General features: G+C 70.6%; 16 protein-coding genes. 6 read left to right on the top strand and 10 right to left on the bottom strand.

Going from position 1 to position 16,169, the window contains the following annotated elements:
- Positions 1–45: 45 nt before the first annotated feature.
- Positions 46–408, bottom strand: coding sequence for an STAS domain-containing protein (locus LN251_RS37830; protein WP_458248679.1), 363 nt, complete (start codon positions 406–408; stop codon positions 46–48).
- Positions 409–566: 158 nt separating this feature from the next.
- Between LN251_RS37830 and LN251_RS37825 the strand changes: the two genes are divergently transcribed.
- Positions 567–1,043 carry an ATP-binding protein gene (locus LN251_RS37825; protein ID WP_458248678.1) on the top strand — a complete coding sequence of 159 codons (477 nt, stop codon included), beginning with the start codon at positions 567–569 and terminating at the stop codon, positions 1,041–1,043.
- 114 nt (positions 1,044–1,157) lie between these two features.
- Positions 1,158–1,313: a DUF6131 family protein gene (locus tag LN251_RS37820; RefSeq protein WP_162494007.1), complete on the top strand. Its 156-nt coding sequence runs from the start codon at positions 1,158–1,160 to the stop codon at positions 1,311–1,313.
- Between the two features lie 151 nt (positions 1,314–1,464).
- Here LN251_RS37820 and LN251_RS37815 read toward each other — a convergent pair whose 3' ends face one another.
- Positions 1,465–1,857 (bottom strand): DUF6281 family protein, encoded by a 393-nt coding sequence (locus LN251_RS37815; protein ID WP_458248677.1) that lies wholly within the window; start codon positions 1,855–1,857, stop codon positions 1,465–1,467.
- Positions 1,858–2,022: 165 nt separating this feature from the next.
- A complete protein-coding gene (locus LN251_RS37810; protein ID WP_458248676.1) occupies positions 2,023–4,371 on the bottom strand; it encodes an alpha-L-fucosidase in 2,349 nt (782 codons plus the stop codon).
- Positions 4,372–4,581: 210 nt separating this feature from the next.
- Between LN251_RS37810 and LN251_RS37805 the strand changes: the two genes are divergently transcribed.
- A complete protein-coding gene (locus LN251_RS37805) occupies positions 4,582–5,214 on the top strand; it encodes an RNA polymerase sigma factor (protein ID WP_458248675.1) in 633 nt (210 codons plus the stop codon).
- Positions 5,211–6,338 (top strand): CU044_5270 family protein, encoded by a 1,128-nt coding sequence (locus tag LN251_RS37800; RefSeq protein ID WP_458248674.1) that lies wholly within the window; start codon positions 5,211–5,213, stop codon positions 6,336–6,338. Before LN251_RS37805 ends, LN251_RS37800 begins: the two co-directional genes overlap by 4 nt.
- Positions 6,339–6,674: 336 nt before the next feature.
- Here the strand turns inward: LN251_RS37800 and ligA are convergent, their stop codons facing one another.
- From ligA to LN251_RS37780, 4 genes are all read right to left on the bottom strand, one after another.
- Positions 6,675–8,768, bottom strand: coding sequence for an NAD-dependent DNA ligase LigA (gene ligA, locus LN251_RS37795; RefSeq protein WP_458248673.1), 2,094 nt, complete (start codon positions 8,766–8,768; stop codon positions 6,675–6,677).
- Between the two features lie 78 nt (positions 8,769–8,846).
- On the bottom strand, positions 8,847–9,062 hold the full coding sequence (locus LN251_RS37790; protein ID WP_058921009.1) for a hypothetical protein: 216 nt from the start codon (positions 9,060–9,062) through the stop codon (positions 8,847–8,849).
- 93 nt (positions 9,063–9,155) lie between these two features.
- Positions 9,156–9,416 carry a hypothetical protein gene (locus LN251_RS37785; protein WP_458248672.1) on the bottom strand — a complete coding sequence of 87 codons (261 nt, stop codon included), beginning with the start codon at positions 9,414–9,416 and terminating at the stop codon, positions 9,156–9,158.
- Between the two features lie 63 nt (positions 9,417–9,479).
- Positions 9,480–10,412 carry a YihY/virulence factor BrkB family protein gene (locus LN251_RS37780; RefSeq protein WP_458248671.1) on the bottom strand — a complete coding sequence of 311 codons (933 nt, stop codon included), beginning with the start codon at positions 10,410–10,412 and terminating at the stop codon, positions 9,480–9,482.
- Between the two features lie 553 nt (positions 10,413–10,965).
- Here LN251_RS37780 and LN251_RS37775 point away from each other — a divergent pair.
- Positions 10,966–11,673 carry a hypothetical protein gene (locus LN251_RS37775; RefSeq protein ID WP_458248670.1) on the top strand — a complete coding sequence of 236 codons (708 nt, stop codon included), beginning with the start codon at positions 10,966–10,968 and terminating at the stop codon, positions 11,671–11,673.
- Positions 11,674–11,793: 120 nt separating this feature from the next.
- On the opposite strand, the gene LN251_RS37770 is transcribed toward LN251_RS37775, so the two are convergent.
- A complete protein-coding gene (locus LN251_RS37770; protein WP_249837214.1) occupies positions 11,794–12,243 on the bottom strand; it encodes a spore-associated protein in 450 nt (149 codons plus the stop codon).
- A gap of 201 nt (positions 12,244–12,444) precedes the next feature.
- On the opposite strand from LN251_RS37770, the gene LN251_RS37765 reads away from it, so the two are divergent.
- A complete protein-coding gene (locus LN251_RS37765; protein WP_458248669.1) occupies positions 12,445–13,029 on the top strand; it encodes a TerD family protein in 585 nt (194 codons plus the stop codon).
- A 111-nt stretch (positions 13,030–13,140) separates the two neighbouring features.
- Here the strand turns inward: LN251_RS37765 and ctaD are convergent, their stop codons facing one another.
- The gene (ctaD, locus tag LN251_RS37760; protein ID WP_458248668.1) at positions 13,141–14,859 is read right to left on the bottom strand and encodes an aa3-type cytochrome oxidase subunit I; all 1,719 of its coding nucleotides are present in this window, start codon (positions 14,857–14,859) and stop codon (positions 13,141–13,143) included.
- 327 nt (positions 14,860–15,186) lie between these two features.
- Entirely contained in the window at positions 15,187–16,140 is a 954-nt protein-coding gene (locus LN251_RS37755) for a Rieske 2Fe-2S domain-containing protein (protein WP_458248667.1), read from the bottom strand.
- Positions 16,141–16,169 lie beyond the last annotated feature (29 nt).

The following is a 16,169-nucleotide window of genomic DNA, read 5'->3' as shown; positions in this document are numbered from 1 at the left end:
GCGAACTCCACGGCACGGCACATTCGCGCAGGGGTGCGCCCGCGCTCAGGTCGAGAGGGCCTGGCGCAGGGTCGGGCAGCAGGCGATGACGGTGTCGATGCCGACGATCTGCAGCACGCGCAGTACGGAGGCGGTGGGTGCGGCCAGCCGCAGCCAACCGCCGCTCTGGGCGAGGGTGTTGTGCGTGGAGATGAAGAGGTTGATCCCGGTGGAGTCCAGGAACGTGACCTGTTCGAGGTCGACCACCACCCGGAGGCGAGGGGCGTCGGGTCGCGGCAGGGCGTCGCGCAGCACCTCGGCGGAGTCGCGGTCGATCTCTCCGGCGAGGCTGATCACGTGGATGCCGTCGACGACGGTGGAGGTGGCCGACAGCCGGCCGGGGCGCCCAGTGGGGTCGACGTCGGTCATTTCTCCCTCGAACAAGACGGTGGAACTGGCACACTGAAGCGTGGGACCGAGCTGCTGCGTGAAGGATACGTGTGCTTCATGTGTGTGGCGCAGCCATCGGCAGCAGAGCGACGACTCGCGATCGTGCGCGGGAGCAACGGGCGCTGAAGACAGCGGTCATGGACCTCTCGACCGTGAGGAAGGGGGAGACCACGGCGTCGGAGCAGGGGCTGGAGACCAGCATCGCGCTGGACGGTGACGGCACGTGCATCGCCCAGGCCCGGCACCTGGCCGCGGACTTCCTCACCCGCCGGGCCGGGCACGTCGCGGCGGTCTCCGCGCGCGTGGCCGAGGTGGTTCAGCTCGTGGTGAGCGAGCTGGTCACCAACGCCTACAAGTACGCACCCGGCCCGGTGATGATGGTGCTGAGGATCACCGGCGAGGCGGTGGAGGCGGAGGTGTGGGACTCCGATCCCGGGCTGCCGGAGGCCCGGCCCGCTGATCCCGACCGGGTCGGCCAGCACGGCCTGGAGATCGTGAAAGCCCTCGCGACGGGCTTCGAGGTGCGGCGGGTGACGGCCGGCAAGTGCATCGCCGTCCGGATCGCTCTGACGGACGATCCCGAAAAGGCCGAACCTCCACGCCCCGGCCGATGACGGCACCGCGGCCCGCAGAACGCGTCAACAGCTCCAAGGCGCCCCGGCGGGGGTGATGTTGCCACTTCGGGGCATCCGGGAGAAGACACGTCAGGCAACTTCGGGAGGTACGGAATGCTCGCCATCGGCATCATTCTGCTTGTCATCGGTTTCCTCACCGGCGTCTCGATCCTGTGGACCCTCGGTCTCATCCTGACCGTGATCGGCGCCGTCCTCTGGATCATGGGTTCCACGGGGCACGCGGTCGCCGGCCGACGCCACTATTGGTGACGAGAGCCGAGAAGTCCGGGCCCACAGCCCGTCATAGCGCGAGAGCCCCGGGAGGCGAAACAACCTCCCGGGGCTCTCGCGCGTACCCGCGGAACGGAGCGGCCCGCCGCTTCCGAAGCGGTCCCACTCGCTCGGCATCAGGAGCCGCGGATCATTTCCTTGATCTCCGGCAGCTTCTTGCCGGAGTCGACGTCGACGAAGATGACGTCGTCGGGCGAGTCACCAGGGCGATGGCGATGCGGGGGTCAACTCCCTTGATCGCAAAGGCGGTCACCGAGGCCGGTGCCGTCGGGGCGTCAGGGGAGTCGTCGCGCGGCGTGTCATCACAGGGCGGAAGGATCGCGGCACCGAGCCGGTCCCCGATCGTGAAGTTCTTCGCACCCGACCCCATGTACGTGTGCTCGCGGTACTCGACTCGGGAGGCGCAGGACGACGCCGACTCGCCGTCGCCCCCCGATGTGCAGGCGGTGGACAGCGTGGCCAGCGCCGCTGCCAGAAACGTCCTGCGCCATACGGTCCTGCCGGGCCACGGTACCGATGTCATCGGCTCTCCTCCTCTTCGAGCGTGCACTCCGTTCCGTTGACGCTCCGTAGGCGCAGCACGTTCGTCGAGCAGGCCGGCTCGCCGTGCGGGCGGGGTCGGCAGGGTTCCGGCGGGTGCCGGGTGAGAAGACGATCACTCGCCCCGGAGCGAGACGAAGGCGTACCGTCAGGGGCGCCAGGACACCTTGAACACCCACACGTACCGGCCCGCCCTGCGTGCGGCTTCGGGTACGTCGATCACCAGCGCGCCCTTGCTCGTGGTCCAGGACAGTGGCCGGTCGTGGCCGAGCAGGGTGATCTTGTCGCCGGCGCGCACGGGGACCGGCGCCTCGACGCGGAGCTTGGCACCCGGCTCGGTGAGGGAGTGGATGTAGAAGGCCTCGTCCGGGCGGACGGTGAACCGCAGATCGTCGCCGAGCTGGGCCATGCGGGACCAGTACGTGGTGTCGTAGATCGCTTCGCCGTTGGTGTGCAGCCAACGGCCCGTCTCCCGCAGCCGGATCTGCATGATCTCCGGGATGGTGCCGTCGGCGCGCGGGCCGATGTCGAGCAGGAAGTTGCCGTTCTTGGAGACGATGTCGACGAGACTGCGGACGACCTCCTCGGCCGTCATGTAGGCGTCGTCCGGGGTCGCCTGGTTGTAGCCGTAGCTGAAGGGATCCAGGCCGCGGCTCGACTCCCACTTGGCGACGACCGTGTTCTCGTACGTCGTGTACTCGGGCGTGGTGAAGTCGTGGAAGGCGATGCCCGACCGGTCGTCGACCGTGACGTCGATCGGACGGGCCCGGTTCTTGGCGTGGTTGAAGTACTCGGCGAGCACGTGGAGGCTGTCGTTCGCGCCGCCGATGTCGCACCAGATGAGCTCGGGATCGTAGCCGTGGATCAGCTCCAGCATCTGCGGCGCCTGGTAGTCCCGGACGAAGTCCTTGCCGGCGGTGTATCCGGTGTACGGCACCGGCTGCAGTGTGTACGGGTTGCGCGGGGCGTGCCCCATCCAGGGACTGTCCGGGTTGAACCACTCCGGCATCGAGAAGTAGAGCCCCCGGTGCAGCTCGGGCGCGTAGCGGCGGGAGGCGTCGAACAGTTCCTTGACCAGGTCCCGTCGCGGGCCCATCCTCACCGCGTTGCGGTCCGAGACCTTGGTGTCCCACAGCGCGAAGCCCTCGTGGTGCTTGGAGGTCAGCACGTGGTACTGCGCCCCCGCGTCTCGGAACAACTCCACCCAGGCGCGGGGGTCGAACTTCGCCGCGGTGAACCGCGGGATGAAGTCGTCGTAGGCGAAGTCCTCCCCGTAGGTCTGCCGGTGGTAGGCATGGACCGCGTTGCCCGGGTCCTGCATGTGGTTCCAGTACCACTCGGCGTACTGCTTGCCCACCGGTGACCAGGCGGGCACCGAGTACACGCCCCAGTGGATGAAGATGCCGAACTTGGCGTCCTGGAACCAGTACGGCGCCTGGTGGCCGGAGAGGGACGCCTCGGTGGGCAGGTAGTCGGCCACGCCGAGCGACAGCCGGCTCCGCTGGTAAGCGGCGCGGGCACCCCGGCCGCTGACGGCCACCGACCCGTCCTGAACGGTTCCGGGAGCAACTCCCCGGCGATTGCGGACGCCTACGCGGACACGGACCTGCTCGCCGGGGGAGAGGCGCCGGATCCGGGCCGGCTCCACGGTGCGGGCCCCGGGCACCTCGACGGCCACGGACACCCCGTCCCCGGCCAGGACCGGGACGGTGCCCGCGTTCACGACGGTCGCCTCGACGCTCTGCGCACCGGTAAATTCCATCAGCGAGTTCGTGGAGCGGGCGTTGCGCAGCGTCAACGCCCGTCCCTGGGCGACGGGTTGGAGCGAGAGGGCGAAGACGTGCAGGGACGCCTTGTTCGGCTGCGCGGGGTTGGTGACCGGCAGGGTGAGGGCGATCGCCTCCCGCTGCGGGTCGATCCACACCTCCGACGTGCCGATGCCGACCCTGTGCGCGTCCTTGGTGCCGTCCGGGGTGTAGCGGTACGGCGCCGACAGTGAGCCGCCCGCCGCATACCAGTCGGCACCGCCGAGACCGGCCGTCGTGGTCGATCCGTCGGCGTAGTGCACGGTGGCCGTGCCGGAGGCGTTGCCGTAGCTGCCAGCGGTGAGGAAGTGTGCCGACAGGTAGCGGCCCTCGGGCAACTCGATCCGCTGGCCGAGGGCGACGACGTTGTTCTTCGCGCCCGCCGCGGAGGAAGGGAAACGGAAGGTGATGCCGTCCACCTCCACGGCTCCCGCGGCGAGTTCCTCCCCGGGGAAGGTGTAGCCCGAACCGTCGAAGTCGCCGCCGCGCGCGGCGGCGGTGTCGATGCCGTCGTTGTCGTACAAGGCGTCGAGCGGAACGGGTACGGGGTCCGGGACGGAAGCCCACGGCCCGGGGTCCCGTTCGGTCGGCTGGGCCGCGTGCGCGGGGGTGGCGAGGCTGAGGGGGAGGGCTGCGGCGGTGGTGATGCCTGCGGCCGCACCCAGAACCTGACGTCTTGGAGGAGTACTCATGGCGGCTCCCAATTCATCGGATGTCTGATGATTGAGGAGGTGTCGATGCCTGTCAATGGGTCCGGAACGGCGGTCAGTTGAAGAATTGGTCGGATGGGTTGTCGGTTTCTCGATCGCTCCAGCGCCTGACTCCCCCTCTGGGTGGCGGCTGTGACGCAGCTCACGGGAACTCGCCCGCACCGAGCGTCAGTTGAGAACGTGATCACAGATATGCGAACGCGGGTACGGAACGGAGATCCGGATGCCTTCGCGGAACTCTTCGACGAGTGCGCCCGCACGGTGTACAACCACGCCTTCCGCCTGACCGCCGACTGGTCCGCGGCCGAGGACGTCATGTCGGCCACGTTCATGGAGGCGTGGCGGCGCCGGGACTCGGTCGAGGCCGAAGGCGGTTCGCTGCGGCCGTGGCTGCTGGGCATCGCCACCAATGTCGCTCGCTCCCAGTACCGCAGCAATCGCCGCTACCGCAACGCGGCGAGTGCCGCAGCCGCCGCGAACGCCGCCGAGGAACGGGTCGAGGACCACGCCGAGGAGACCGCCGGACGCCTGGACGACCGGCGCCGTATCAACGCCACGCTCGCCGCCCTCAGCCTGCTCAAGCGCCCCGAGCGCGAAGTCCTGACGCTGTGCCTGTGGGAGGGGATGGAGTACGCCGAGGCGGCCCGCGCCCTGGGCATCGCGGTCGGCACCGTCCGCTCCCGCCTCTCCCGCGCCCGCTCCAAGCTGCGCAGACTCGCCGACGCACAACTGGTGGGAGAAAGAACGGAACCCACCCCTACGAACCGGCAGACAACAGGTGATCGCGGATACGCGGTCCGGTCCGCACAGGAAGGAAACCGATGAACGCCAGCCCCTCCCACCAGCCTCACCCGGCTGAGTGGACGGAGACGCAGAGTCTGCTGCCCTCCGCCGAGCGGGATCTGCCGGCGGGCCGCCACCAGTTCCACAAGGAGCAGATGATGGCCCGGATCCACGAAGACCTCCGCACCTCCTCCCGTACGTCCGCCACCTCCTCCCGTACGTCCGCCACCTCCTCCCGTACGTCCGCCACCTCTCCGGTCGCGCCCGTGAAGCACTCCAACCCGTTCCTGCGCCGTACGATCCTCCTGCCCGCCGCGGCCCTCGCCCTGGCCGGCGCGGTCGTCGGGGGTCTCGCCCTCACCGGCAGTGGGTCGGACGGCGGCAGGGCCGCCCTGGCCACCGGCCCGGCACTGACCACGCAGATCGGTGTCGCCGACGCCAAGGGCGCCCCCCGGCTCCTCGATCGCATCTCCCTGGCCGCCGCCGACACCACGACGCCCGCGCCGCGCGAGGGCCAGTACGTCTACATTGCCTCCGAGGTCTCCAGCACCTACCCCCGTACGGTCGGCGACAAGACCACGGTGGTCAGCCAGCGGCTGCACTCCCGGCAGGTCTGGAACTCCCTCGACGGCAAGGACGGCTGGCTGATCGAGGCCGGTCAGACCGACGACGAGGGCATCACCCTCCGGAGCGATGTCCCGCTGAGCGGGGCCTACGACGCCCTGGCCAAGCTGCCCACCGAGCCCGATGCGCTGCTGCGGCGGATCTACCGTGAGTCGGACGCCGACCGTGACCCCGAAGTCCCGCGCGACCAGGCCGCCTTCGTCGCCATCGGGGATCTGCTGACCGAGAGCTACCCGCCCGCGCGGGTCAGCGCCGCCCTCTACAAGGCCGCGGCCAGGATTCCCGGGGTCGTCGCGGTGGACGACGCGGTCGACGCCACGGGCCGGCACGGGATCGCGATCGCCCGGCAGAACGACACCGCCGGAGAGCGCACCGAATGGATCTTCGACAGGAAGACCTTGCGATTCCTCGGCGAGCGCACCGTGGTGGTCAAGGCGGTGGCGGACAGTCCGTTCAAGGTCGGCACCGTCACGTTCACCAGCGCGATCACCCAGCGCGCGATCGTGGACGCCAGCAAGCGGGTGCCTGGGCAGGCGAGCTGAACGCGTGAGCGCAGGGCTGCCGGTGCCGCGCCGGCAGTCACGGGGGTTGGGGGTGCTGACCGGGCCCGCGCGATCCGCTCCTGGTGGTGAGAAAAGGCCCCGGCTGGACGGGGGAGACCAGCCGGGGCCGCTAGCGGTGGCGTGCGGAGGGCGGTCGCCTCTCGGCGGGATGCTCCATGGGGCTTCAGCCGAACGATCGTCCCCATGGGCGGAAGGTGAGGCCCGGGGACACTGTCCCCTCCGCAGCCACATCTGAATGAACGGTCAACCACCCCGGACTGTTCCCGGCCCCTCCCTGCTGCCGGGGTGATCTGAGGCACACCCGCTGGGGAGGGATCACCCGATGAAGTCGGCTACAAGAGCGGCGAATTCGTCCGGGGTGGCCAGGCGGATGCCGAGCGTCTCGGCCTTGGCCCGCTTGGAGCCGGCGCCGTCCCCGGCGACGACCAGGCTGGTCTTCTTGGAGACGCTGGACGAGGAACGGCCGCCGGCCCGTTCGATCAGCTCGTTCATCTCATTGCGGCTGAGCTTCTCCAGTGCACCGGTCATCGCGCCGGTGACCACGACCGTCATCCCGGCCAGCGGTCCGCCCTCTCCGCCCGCGGCCTCACCGTCGGCATCCGCGTCGCCCTTCGGGGCGGCGGCCGACGGGGGAGTGACGCCGGGTTCCGTCAGGTTCACCCCGGCGGCGGCCAGTTTGTCGATGAGCGTGGCGAGTTCGGCGAGCTCGGCGACGATCGACGGGGCCTTCTCGGTGCCGATGCCCTCGACCTGCTGCATCGCCTCCGCGTCCGCGGCGCGGATCTCGTCCATGGTCGCGAAGTGCCTCGCGATACGGCGGGACATGGAGCGGCCGGTGCCGCGGATGCCGAGCGCGCACAGCACCCGGGACAGCGGCTGCTCCTTGGCCGCGCCGATCGCGGTGAGGAGGTTGTCGGTGCTGGTCTCGCCCATCCGCTCCAGCCCCATCAGCTGCTCGCGGGTGAGGGCGAACAGGTCGGCCAGATCGGCCACCAGACCGGCATCCACGAGCTGGACCACCCGGGTGTGCCCGAGGCCCTCGATGTCGAGCTGATCGCGGCCGGCGGCGTAGGACAGGGCGGCCACCAGGTGGCAGTTGCGTCCGTTCTCGCAGCGCCAGCGCTGCTCGCTGGTGTCGATCCCGGATCCGCAGCGCGGGCACACCTCGGGGAAGGCGATGGGCTGTTCGTCGCCGGTGCGCAGGTGGGCGACGGGGGCTTCGACACGGGGGATGACGTCGCCGGCCCGGTGCACCATGACCTGGTCGCCCAGCCGCAGGTCGCGGCGGGTGATGTCGGCCGGGTTGTGCAGGGTGGCGTAGGTGATGGTGGCGCCGTCGATCTCGACCGGTTCCAGGACGGCACGCGGGGCGATGATGCCGGTGCGGCCGACGTTCCACTCCACCTCCAGCAGCCGGGTGATCTTCTCGACCGCCGGCAGCTTGTAGGCGATGGCCCAGCGCGGGGCGCGCGAACCCGACCCCGCCGCCTGCTGGTCGGCGGCCAGATCGGCCTTGACGACGATCCCGTCGATCCCGAACGGCAGGTCGGCCCGCAGCGCGGCGATCTCCTGCACCCGGGCCAGCACCCGCTCGGTGGTGTCGGCGGTGATGCCGGGTACCGCGGTCGTGACGGTGGTGTTGACGCCGTACGCGGCGGCCTGCGTCATGAGCTCGCTGTGCGCGAGTTCGCCCAGCCGTGCGGCGAGCGCCGCATCGGTGTCGGGCAGGGGCAGCAGGCCGTAGCCGAAGAACGTCATCGGTACGGTGTAGGCGCGCTCCTTGGCGCGCAGGGTGCCGGCGGACGCGCCGCGCGGGTTGGCGAACGGCTGCCCGCCGTGCGCCGTGCGGACCTCGTTGGCGTGCTCGAACTGGGCCGTCGTCATGAGGACTTCGCCGCGCACCTCGACGGTGACCGGTTCGGCGAGTTCGTCCGGCAGGCCCTCGATGGTGCCGATCGCGTGCGAGACGTCCTCACCGGCCGTCCCGTCCCCGCGGGTGATCAGCTGTCTCAGACGGCCGTTGGTGTAGCGGGCGGCGACCGCGAGACCGTCCAGCTTCGGCTCGACACTGAACCGCTCGGGCTCATGGCCGATGCGGCGGGCGAGCGAGGCCGTCCAGGCGGTGAACTCGTCCGGCGAGAACACGTTGTCCAGGCTCAGCATCGCCACGGTGTGCGGGACGTCGCCCTCCACCGCGCCGCCGGCGACCTTTCCCGTCGGCGTGTCGGGCAGCACCTGCTCGGGATGGTCCGCCTCCCACGAGGCGATGCCGCGTACCAGACGGTCGTAGGCGTCGTCGTCGAGTGCCGATGTCCCGCCCGCGTAGTAGGCGGCGGCCGCCGTCACCGCCTCTTCGACCGCCTGGGCGTAGGCGGCGGCATCCGTGATCACTGCTGCAGGTGTCGTCATGTCCGTCATCCTGCCTGCCACCACTGACAATGCCCCGAGACGCGGGCCGCGAAGGCCCCGGCCGCGGGCGGCCGGGGCTCAGTGCTCCCACATGTCCGGTCCGCCGCCCCGCCACTCGATCGACCCCGACTGCCGCACCCAGGCCTCGTCGGTGCTCTCCAAGCCCGCGAGGCGCAGGAACTCGATGATGTCCAGCAGCCCGTACGCCATCCCGACGAACCGCTCCGCCACCCGCACCCGCCGCCCGCCGTCTTCGGCGGGCGGGTAGATCACGATGGGCTGCGTGCTGGTCATGGCACCAGCGTGCGGTCTCAGGCGCCGGCTCGCACGCGGGACGCCGGCCCGCGGGAGGGTCCGCATCGAGGTGTCCCGCCGTGGCTGCACGGGTCAGCGGGCCGTCCGCACGGCGTCGGCGTACTGCTCGTCGGTGACGGGTTCCAGCCATGTGGTGCCGTCGCCGTCGGCGTTGCCGACGACCATGGCGATGTGCGCCATGAGGGTGGTGTCGGTGGCGCCGTGCGAGTGCTCCTCGCCCGCGGGGCACTTGACGATGTGGCCGGAGCTGACATGCACGACATCGCCGTCGCGGGTGCCGACCAGTCCGGTGCCGTCGGTGACGTAGAGGGTCTGGCCGCCTGCGGCCGCCACGATGCCGTGGAACCGCTCAGGCGGACGTGCGGCCGTGCGTCCGCCACCATGCCGTGGAACCGCTCAGGCGGACGGGCGGCCGTGCGCGCCGGTCTCGACGCCGCGGCCGACGGCGTCCTTGCTCAGTTCGGCCGTGAACTGCGCGCCGCTGAGCAGTGCGAGGTTGGAAAGCCACAGCCAGATCAGGAAGACGACGGCGCCGGCCAGGGAGCCGTAGAGCCTGCTGTACGTGCTCAGCGTGGAGGCGTACAGCGCGAACCCGGTGGAGACGGTCAGCCACAGCAGGGTGGCCAGGACCCCGCCGGGCAGACTGTGCGCGCGTCGGCGTGCGGTGACCGGACCGGTGTGGAAGACCACGATGACCAGCAGCGCCACCAGGCACAGCAGCAGCGGCCAGCGCAGCACGCTCCAGCCCCAGGCAGCCGTGGCGCCCAGGCCGAACACCCGGCCCACGTTCTCGGCGACGGGGCCCGTGAGCAGCAGGGCCAGGGAACCGGTCAGCAGCAGGACGAGCAGTCCGAACGCGGTGAGCACGATGCGGTGGGCCCGGCGCAGCGGCGAACGGCTGTCCTCGACCCGGTGCATTCGGTGCAGCGCCCGGCGGAAGACGGCGAGATAACTGGAGGCCGACCACAGTGCGCTCACGGTGCCGACCACCAGCAGTGGCCACGCGCCCCCGTCCACGCCCAGCATCCGGGACAGGGCGGCGTGCAGGGCCACCGCCGACTCGGCGGGCGCGTAGGCGGTGACCTGCGTGACGAACTCGCGGGCCGTGCCGGGACTGATCAGCCCGAACGCGAGGACCGCCACCAGCAGAGCGGGCAGCACGGCGAGGATCGCGTAGTAGGTCAGGGCCGCCGCGAAGTCCGAGATGTCGTCGTTCCACAAGGACACCGGCGTACGCCGCAGCGCCGTCCACCAAGTGGCCGGCGGCCGGGTCGCGCGGGCGGTGCGCACGGCCGGGCGGGTGTCACTGGGGTACGGGTCAACGGACATGAGGCTCACGATGCGATACGGCGCCGAGGCGCAGGTGGAGGTGCGGGAAGGACGGCACCCCCGAGCGCCCGGCCCCCCAGGTCACCGCGTTCAGGACGGGGAGCGGAGCGGTGCCGCCGCAGGCGGGTGCGGGCGGTTTCCGGGCCGTGCCCGCCTCCGGGGCCGGAGGCCCGCAGACATCCATGGTCACGGTGGTGGTGTCCTTTCCTGCCGCGCTCGGTCGTAAGGGCGTCATTCCCTGCTTCGACCCGCTCCGGCCGCTGCTGTGACGCGGATGCCCCGAAAAGACCTCGCCAGGCCACCGCGGTCGCCCTCGTCGGCGTTGGTGCCCAGAGCATCCCCGTACCGGTCGATTTCATCCGCCCGCGAGCGGCGCCGCCTACCGGCCGTCTTCCACCGGCGCGTTCTCGTGCTCCCGGACACGTGCCGGAGGCGGGGGCGTAGGCTCGAGCGGACCGAGGGTTCCTCGTGTGCGGGCCAAGACGCTGCACCGTTCTCGGTGAACGACGACGCCGGGCCGGACTCCGTCCGGTCGCGGAGCAAGGTTCGTCCCATGACCGCGCACAAGCCGGCCCACCCGGCGACCAGCCGTCCCAGGCCGGTGGGGTCACACCGGAACTCACCCGAGGAGCCGATGCCGCATGCGCGGCGGCGGGGAGCGCCGCCCGAGGAGGGCGAATTCGTCAGGGCGCTGACCAGGCGCCAGGTCGACGACCGGATGGAGGAACTCGACGCGTTGTACGCACGCACCGCGACGTGCGCTCCGCGGGAGCCGGCGTACGGGGGGCCTTCGGGCCAGGACCGTGGCACGGCCTTTCAGCGGCGGCTCGCGGAGCATGCGCGGCGGCCGGGGTTCGAACTGCTCGTCGCGGAGGCCATCGGTTCGTCGGGTGCGAAGGCGCTCACGGCGTGTGCCTACGGTTTCCCCGTGCACCGCGCCGGGTCCTGGTGGCGGGACCTCGACGGATATCTTCCGAAGGACCTGCTCGACCTCGCCGCCGTCGACGGGCTCTTCGCGGTCGCGGGCATCCTCGTCGAGCGCCGCGTGCGCACCCAGGACCAGACCCGCGACTGGAACCTCGCCCGGCGCCTGCAGAAACGGCTGCTCGGCGGTCACACCGGCGCCCCCGCCGTCACCCTGGTGGACGGCGGCGACACGGAGTCGTACCGGGCGCTGCTGGCCTGGGGCTGGCGCCCCTCGCCGGCCGGGACCTGGGGGACCTCCCGTTTCGCTCCCCGCCGCCTGCTGGTGCTCCGCTGACGGGCGCAGCGGCGGCTGCCTCAGGACGTCGGCACGGTCGGGGCCGGGTGCGGTCTCGGCGCGTCGGTATCGGGGCCGACGTGCCCGCACCCGGCCCCTCGCCGGACATGGGTGGGCGGCTCAGCGGGTCGAGGTGACCCGGTGCTCCTTCAGGGCGGCGCAGTTGGAGCCCGTCACCTGGACGGTCACGTTGGAGATGCTGCCACCCCAGTCGATGCAGTGGCCCTTGCCGTACACGTATGCCGGTCCCGCGTACGACGTGTACTGCCCGAAGTCATTGGCGCCCTGGTCGGTGTCGGGCACGTAGATCCAGGTGGACATGTCCACGGCGGTGCCCGGGTTGCTGCGGATGGTCGCGACGCAGTTCTTGCCGTTCGTGGCGTTGTACGTCAGGTAGACGGTGCCCAGCGAGCCGACGGCGGCGGAGTTCACGGTCTTGTAGGCGCTGCCGCAGACCTTCTGCGGCGTGGTGTTGGGCGCGGCGGAGGCCGGCGCCGCCAGGGCCGTCGCGGCTCCCAGGGCGACGGCGGCCATGGCCGTGGAGATCAGGGCGGACCGATGGAATCTCATGTTTCCCCCTTGTGACGGTCACGTGCGATGCTCGCGCTCACCTCGGTCGGGTGCGGCGCGGCAGCCAGTCTCCGCCGAGAGGACAAGGCGTCACAAAGCTTTCGACGAGGCTCGAACTGGGGGCCTACCCGTCACAGGGAACCAAACAGGCACCAGGCACACTCTGCGTGTTGTAGTTCCATCGACGGAGGATGCGCACACATGATCACGCTCACCAAGGAAGACGGTCCGGCCGACCTGGACGGAGTGACCCACCTGTCCATCGGCGTCTCCTGGGATCCCACGGCCGGCAGCAGCGGCGGAGTGCTGGGCAAGCTGCGCCGCAAGAGCGGCACCGATCTGGACCTGATCGCCATCGCCCTGCAGGGCGCAGATCCGGTGCGCCTCGCGGGGCTGGACTCGCTCGACCCGATGGGCAACGGCTCGTTGGTGCACAGCGGCGACAACCAGACCGGGCACGGCGACGGCGACGACGAGAAGGTGACCGTCGAGTTCGCCCGGATCCCGCCCCACATCACGTCGATCGTGTTCGTGGCCGCCGCCTACAAGAAGGGCAGTTCCTTCCAGAAGGCGCGCAACGTGAGTTTCAAGGTCTACGACGCGACAGGGGGCAGCGCTCAGCAGGTCGCCGACATCTGGCCGAGCCTGCTCACCCAGGACAACGGCTGCGCCGTGGCGAAGGCGGTGCGCGTCGGGGGCGGTTGGAAGCTCGAAGTGATCAACACGACGGGGAAGATCAAGCAGGGCGACGAGCATGCGCTGATGCGTTTTGCCGCCAGCAAGTAGGACGACGGTGAGTGATCGCAGCGGCCGACTCCCCGCATTCTGAGGATGGTTCGCGCCGGCGGTGCACGGGGTGTGCCGCCTGGCGTGAGGCCCGCACGGCCTCACCGCGCCTCACGAACGGTCGGTCTCGTGCCCCGCTGCGTCGATGGCGTCGCGCCTGCCGGCGTGCTCGCGCTGGTCGAGCTTCGCGACCTCGGGATGGTGCAGATCGAAGGCGGGGGACTCGGAACGGATGCGCGGCAGGGCGGCGAAGTTGTGGCGCGGCGCCGGGCAGGAGGTCGCCCACTCCAGCGAGCGGCCGTAGCCCCAGGGGTCGTCGACCTCGATCCGCCTGCCGTACTTGGCGGTCTTCCAGACGTTGTAGAGGAAGGGCAGGGTGGACAGGCCCAGCAGGAAGGCACCGATGGAGGAGATGGTGTTGAGGGTGGTGAAGCCGTCGGCGGCCAGGTAGTCGGCGTAGCGGCGGGGCATGCCCTCCGCTCCCAGCCAGTGCTGCACGAGGAAGGTGGTGTGGAAGCCGACGAACAGCGTCCAGAAGTGGATCTTCTCCAGGCGGTGGTCGAGCATCTTCCCGGTCATCTTCGGCCACCAGAAGCTGAATCCGCCGAACATCGCGAAGACGATGGTGCCGAAGAGCACGTAGTGGAAGTGCGCCACCACGAAGTAGGTGTCGGTGACGTGCCAGTCCAGCGGCGGGGAGCCGAGGATGACGCCGGTCAGGCCGCCGAAGAGGAATGTGACCAGGAAGCCGGCCGCCCACAGCATGGGTGGTTCGAAGGACAGCGAACCCTTGAACATGGTGCCGATCCAGTTGAAGAACTTCACCCCCGTGGGCACCGCGATCAGGTAGGTCATGAAGGAGAAGAACGGCAGCAGGACGGCGCCGGTGGCGAACATGTGGTGCGCCCATACGGTGACGGACAGACCCGAGATGGCGATCGTCGCGCCGACCAGGCCCACGTAACCGAAGATCGGCTTGCGGGCGAAGACCGGGATGATCTCGGTGATCACGCCGAAGAACGGCAGGGCGAGGATGTACACCTCGGGGTGGCCGAAGAACCAGAACAGGTGCTGCCACAGCAGCGCCCCGCCGTACTGGGCGTCGAAGACGTGCGAGCCGAACTTGCGGTCCGCCTCCAGCGCGAACAGCGCCGCTGCCAGGACGGGGAAGGCGAACAGCACCAGGACGGAGGTCAGCAGCACGTTCCAGGTGAAGATCGGCATCCGGAACATGGTCATGCCCGGCGCGCGCAGGCAGATGATCGTGGTGATGAAGTTGACCGCGCCGAGGATCGTGCCGAAGCCCGCCAGCGCCAGTCCCATGATCCACAGGTCTGCGCCGATGTAGGCGCTGCGAATGGGGCCGCTGAGCGGGGTGTAGGCGGTCCAGCCGTAGTCGGCGGCGCCCTGCGGGGTGAGGAAGCTGCTCAGGACGATCAGTCCGCCCAGCAGGAACAGCCAGTACGAGAACATGTTCAGCCGGGGGAACGCCACGTCCGGCGAGCCGATCTGCAGCGGCATGATCGCGTTGGCGAAGCCGGCGAAGGTCGGGGTGGCGAACAGCAGCAGCATGATCGTGCCGTGCATGGTGAACGCCTGGTTGTACTGCTCGGTGGACAGGAACTGCAGACCCGGCCGGGCCAGTTCCGCCCTGATGGCCATCGCCAGCACACCGCCGACCAGGAAGAAGCAGAACGACGTGATCAGGTACAGGTGCCCGATCCTCTTGTGGTCGGTCGTGGTCAGCCAGGAGACGATCACTGTGCCCCGGCTCCGGCGCTGCACGGCCGCCGGAGGGGGAGAGATCGGTTCGGTCGTATGGGTCGCCATCACAGTCCCTCGTTCGAGGCCAGGGCCGGCAATGGCCCGCAGGCGGTCACCGCGGCGGCTGGGTGACCAGTCATGGGCAACGTAGTCACAGTCGGCCGCGGTAGCCCGGCCGTGGACCGGCCCTTGCGCCACATGGCCGGTTCGACCATTCCTTCGGGGAGCCACGCCCCGGGGACGGTGCGCCTGCGGTGGCGGGAGCGTGCCGGACCCAGCGGGGCCGGCGGGACGGCGAACCGGTCACCGGGTTCCGTCCTCGATGTCGTCGACGCGTCGGGCGTGCGGAGCGCGAGGGCCGCCCCGGCATCCGCCTGTCAGGTCCGGGCGCCGTCAGCCGCCGCTTCGGTCGCGCCCGCCGTGCACCGCTCGCCGCGTCGGCCGGCCGTCATCCACGTGTTCCGGCTCGTGCAGGCACACCTCGACGTGGCCGTCGACGATCCGGGTGTCGAAGGCCGGCTGCGGAGCGGTGGCCGGGCCGCGTACGTTCCAGCCGTCCGAGAGCCGGAAGACACTCCCGTGCCACGGGCAGCGCACGCATCCGTCGGCGAGGGTGCCCTCGGACAGCGGTCCCGCCAGATGGCTGCATCGGTCGGCCAGCGCGTGCACGGCCCCGCCGCTCTCCCGGACCACCAGCACGGGCACGTCGTCCACGGTGCGCCGCACCGCCTGGCCGGCCGGGAACTCGGCCACGGCACCGATCCGGTGCCAGCCCGGCGAGACGACGTGCGGGACCTCTTCGGCGTGGTTGGCGCCCGACGCCTGCCGGTAGGCGAGATGACCGCCCAGCATCCCCCCGGCGCCGGCCGCCGTCAGCCCCAGGAAGGCGAACCCCCGGCCGGCTGCGGTGCGGTTCGTGGCACGGCAGGCGAGCGAGGCGGCGTACAGCCCGACGGCCGCCGTGTTCGCCAGCGCGTGCACCAGGCCGACGCGCTGCTGGGGGCGATGCAGCTCGGCCCAGTCGACAGCCCCCGCCAACGTGGCCGGGGCGGCGGCGGCCAGGCCGACGCCGATCAGCAATCCCGCCTCGCGTGAACGCCCGGGCCGCAGATCCAGCACGGCGGCGGACAGCCAGCTGCCGATGGGGACCTGCACCATCAGCGGGTGCACCGGATGGCCCAGCCACCTGCCGTGCAGCAGGTCTCGGCCACCACCACTCAGCGGCAGGGCCCGCACGCCACGGCTGACCAGGTCAATCACCGTATCGGTACGAGTCTGCCGCTCCAGGCCGTCCAGCAGCCGCAGAAGCCTGTTCTGCCCCGTCCGGCGATGTCGTGTGTCCCTCATGGGTCGCAGGGTCCCCCTCAGCGCAGGGC

This window comes from Streptomyces sp. MAI_2237 (assembly GCF_054189285.1).
The sequence above is the reverse complement of the archived record's forward strand: the minus strand, read 5'-3'. Positions and strand labels throughout refer to the sequence as shown.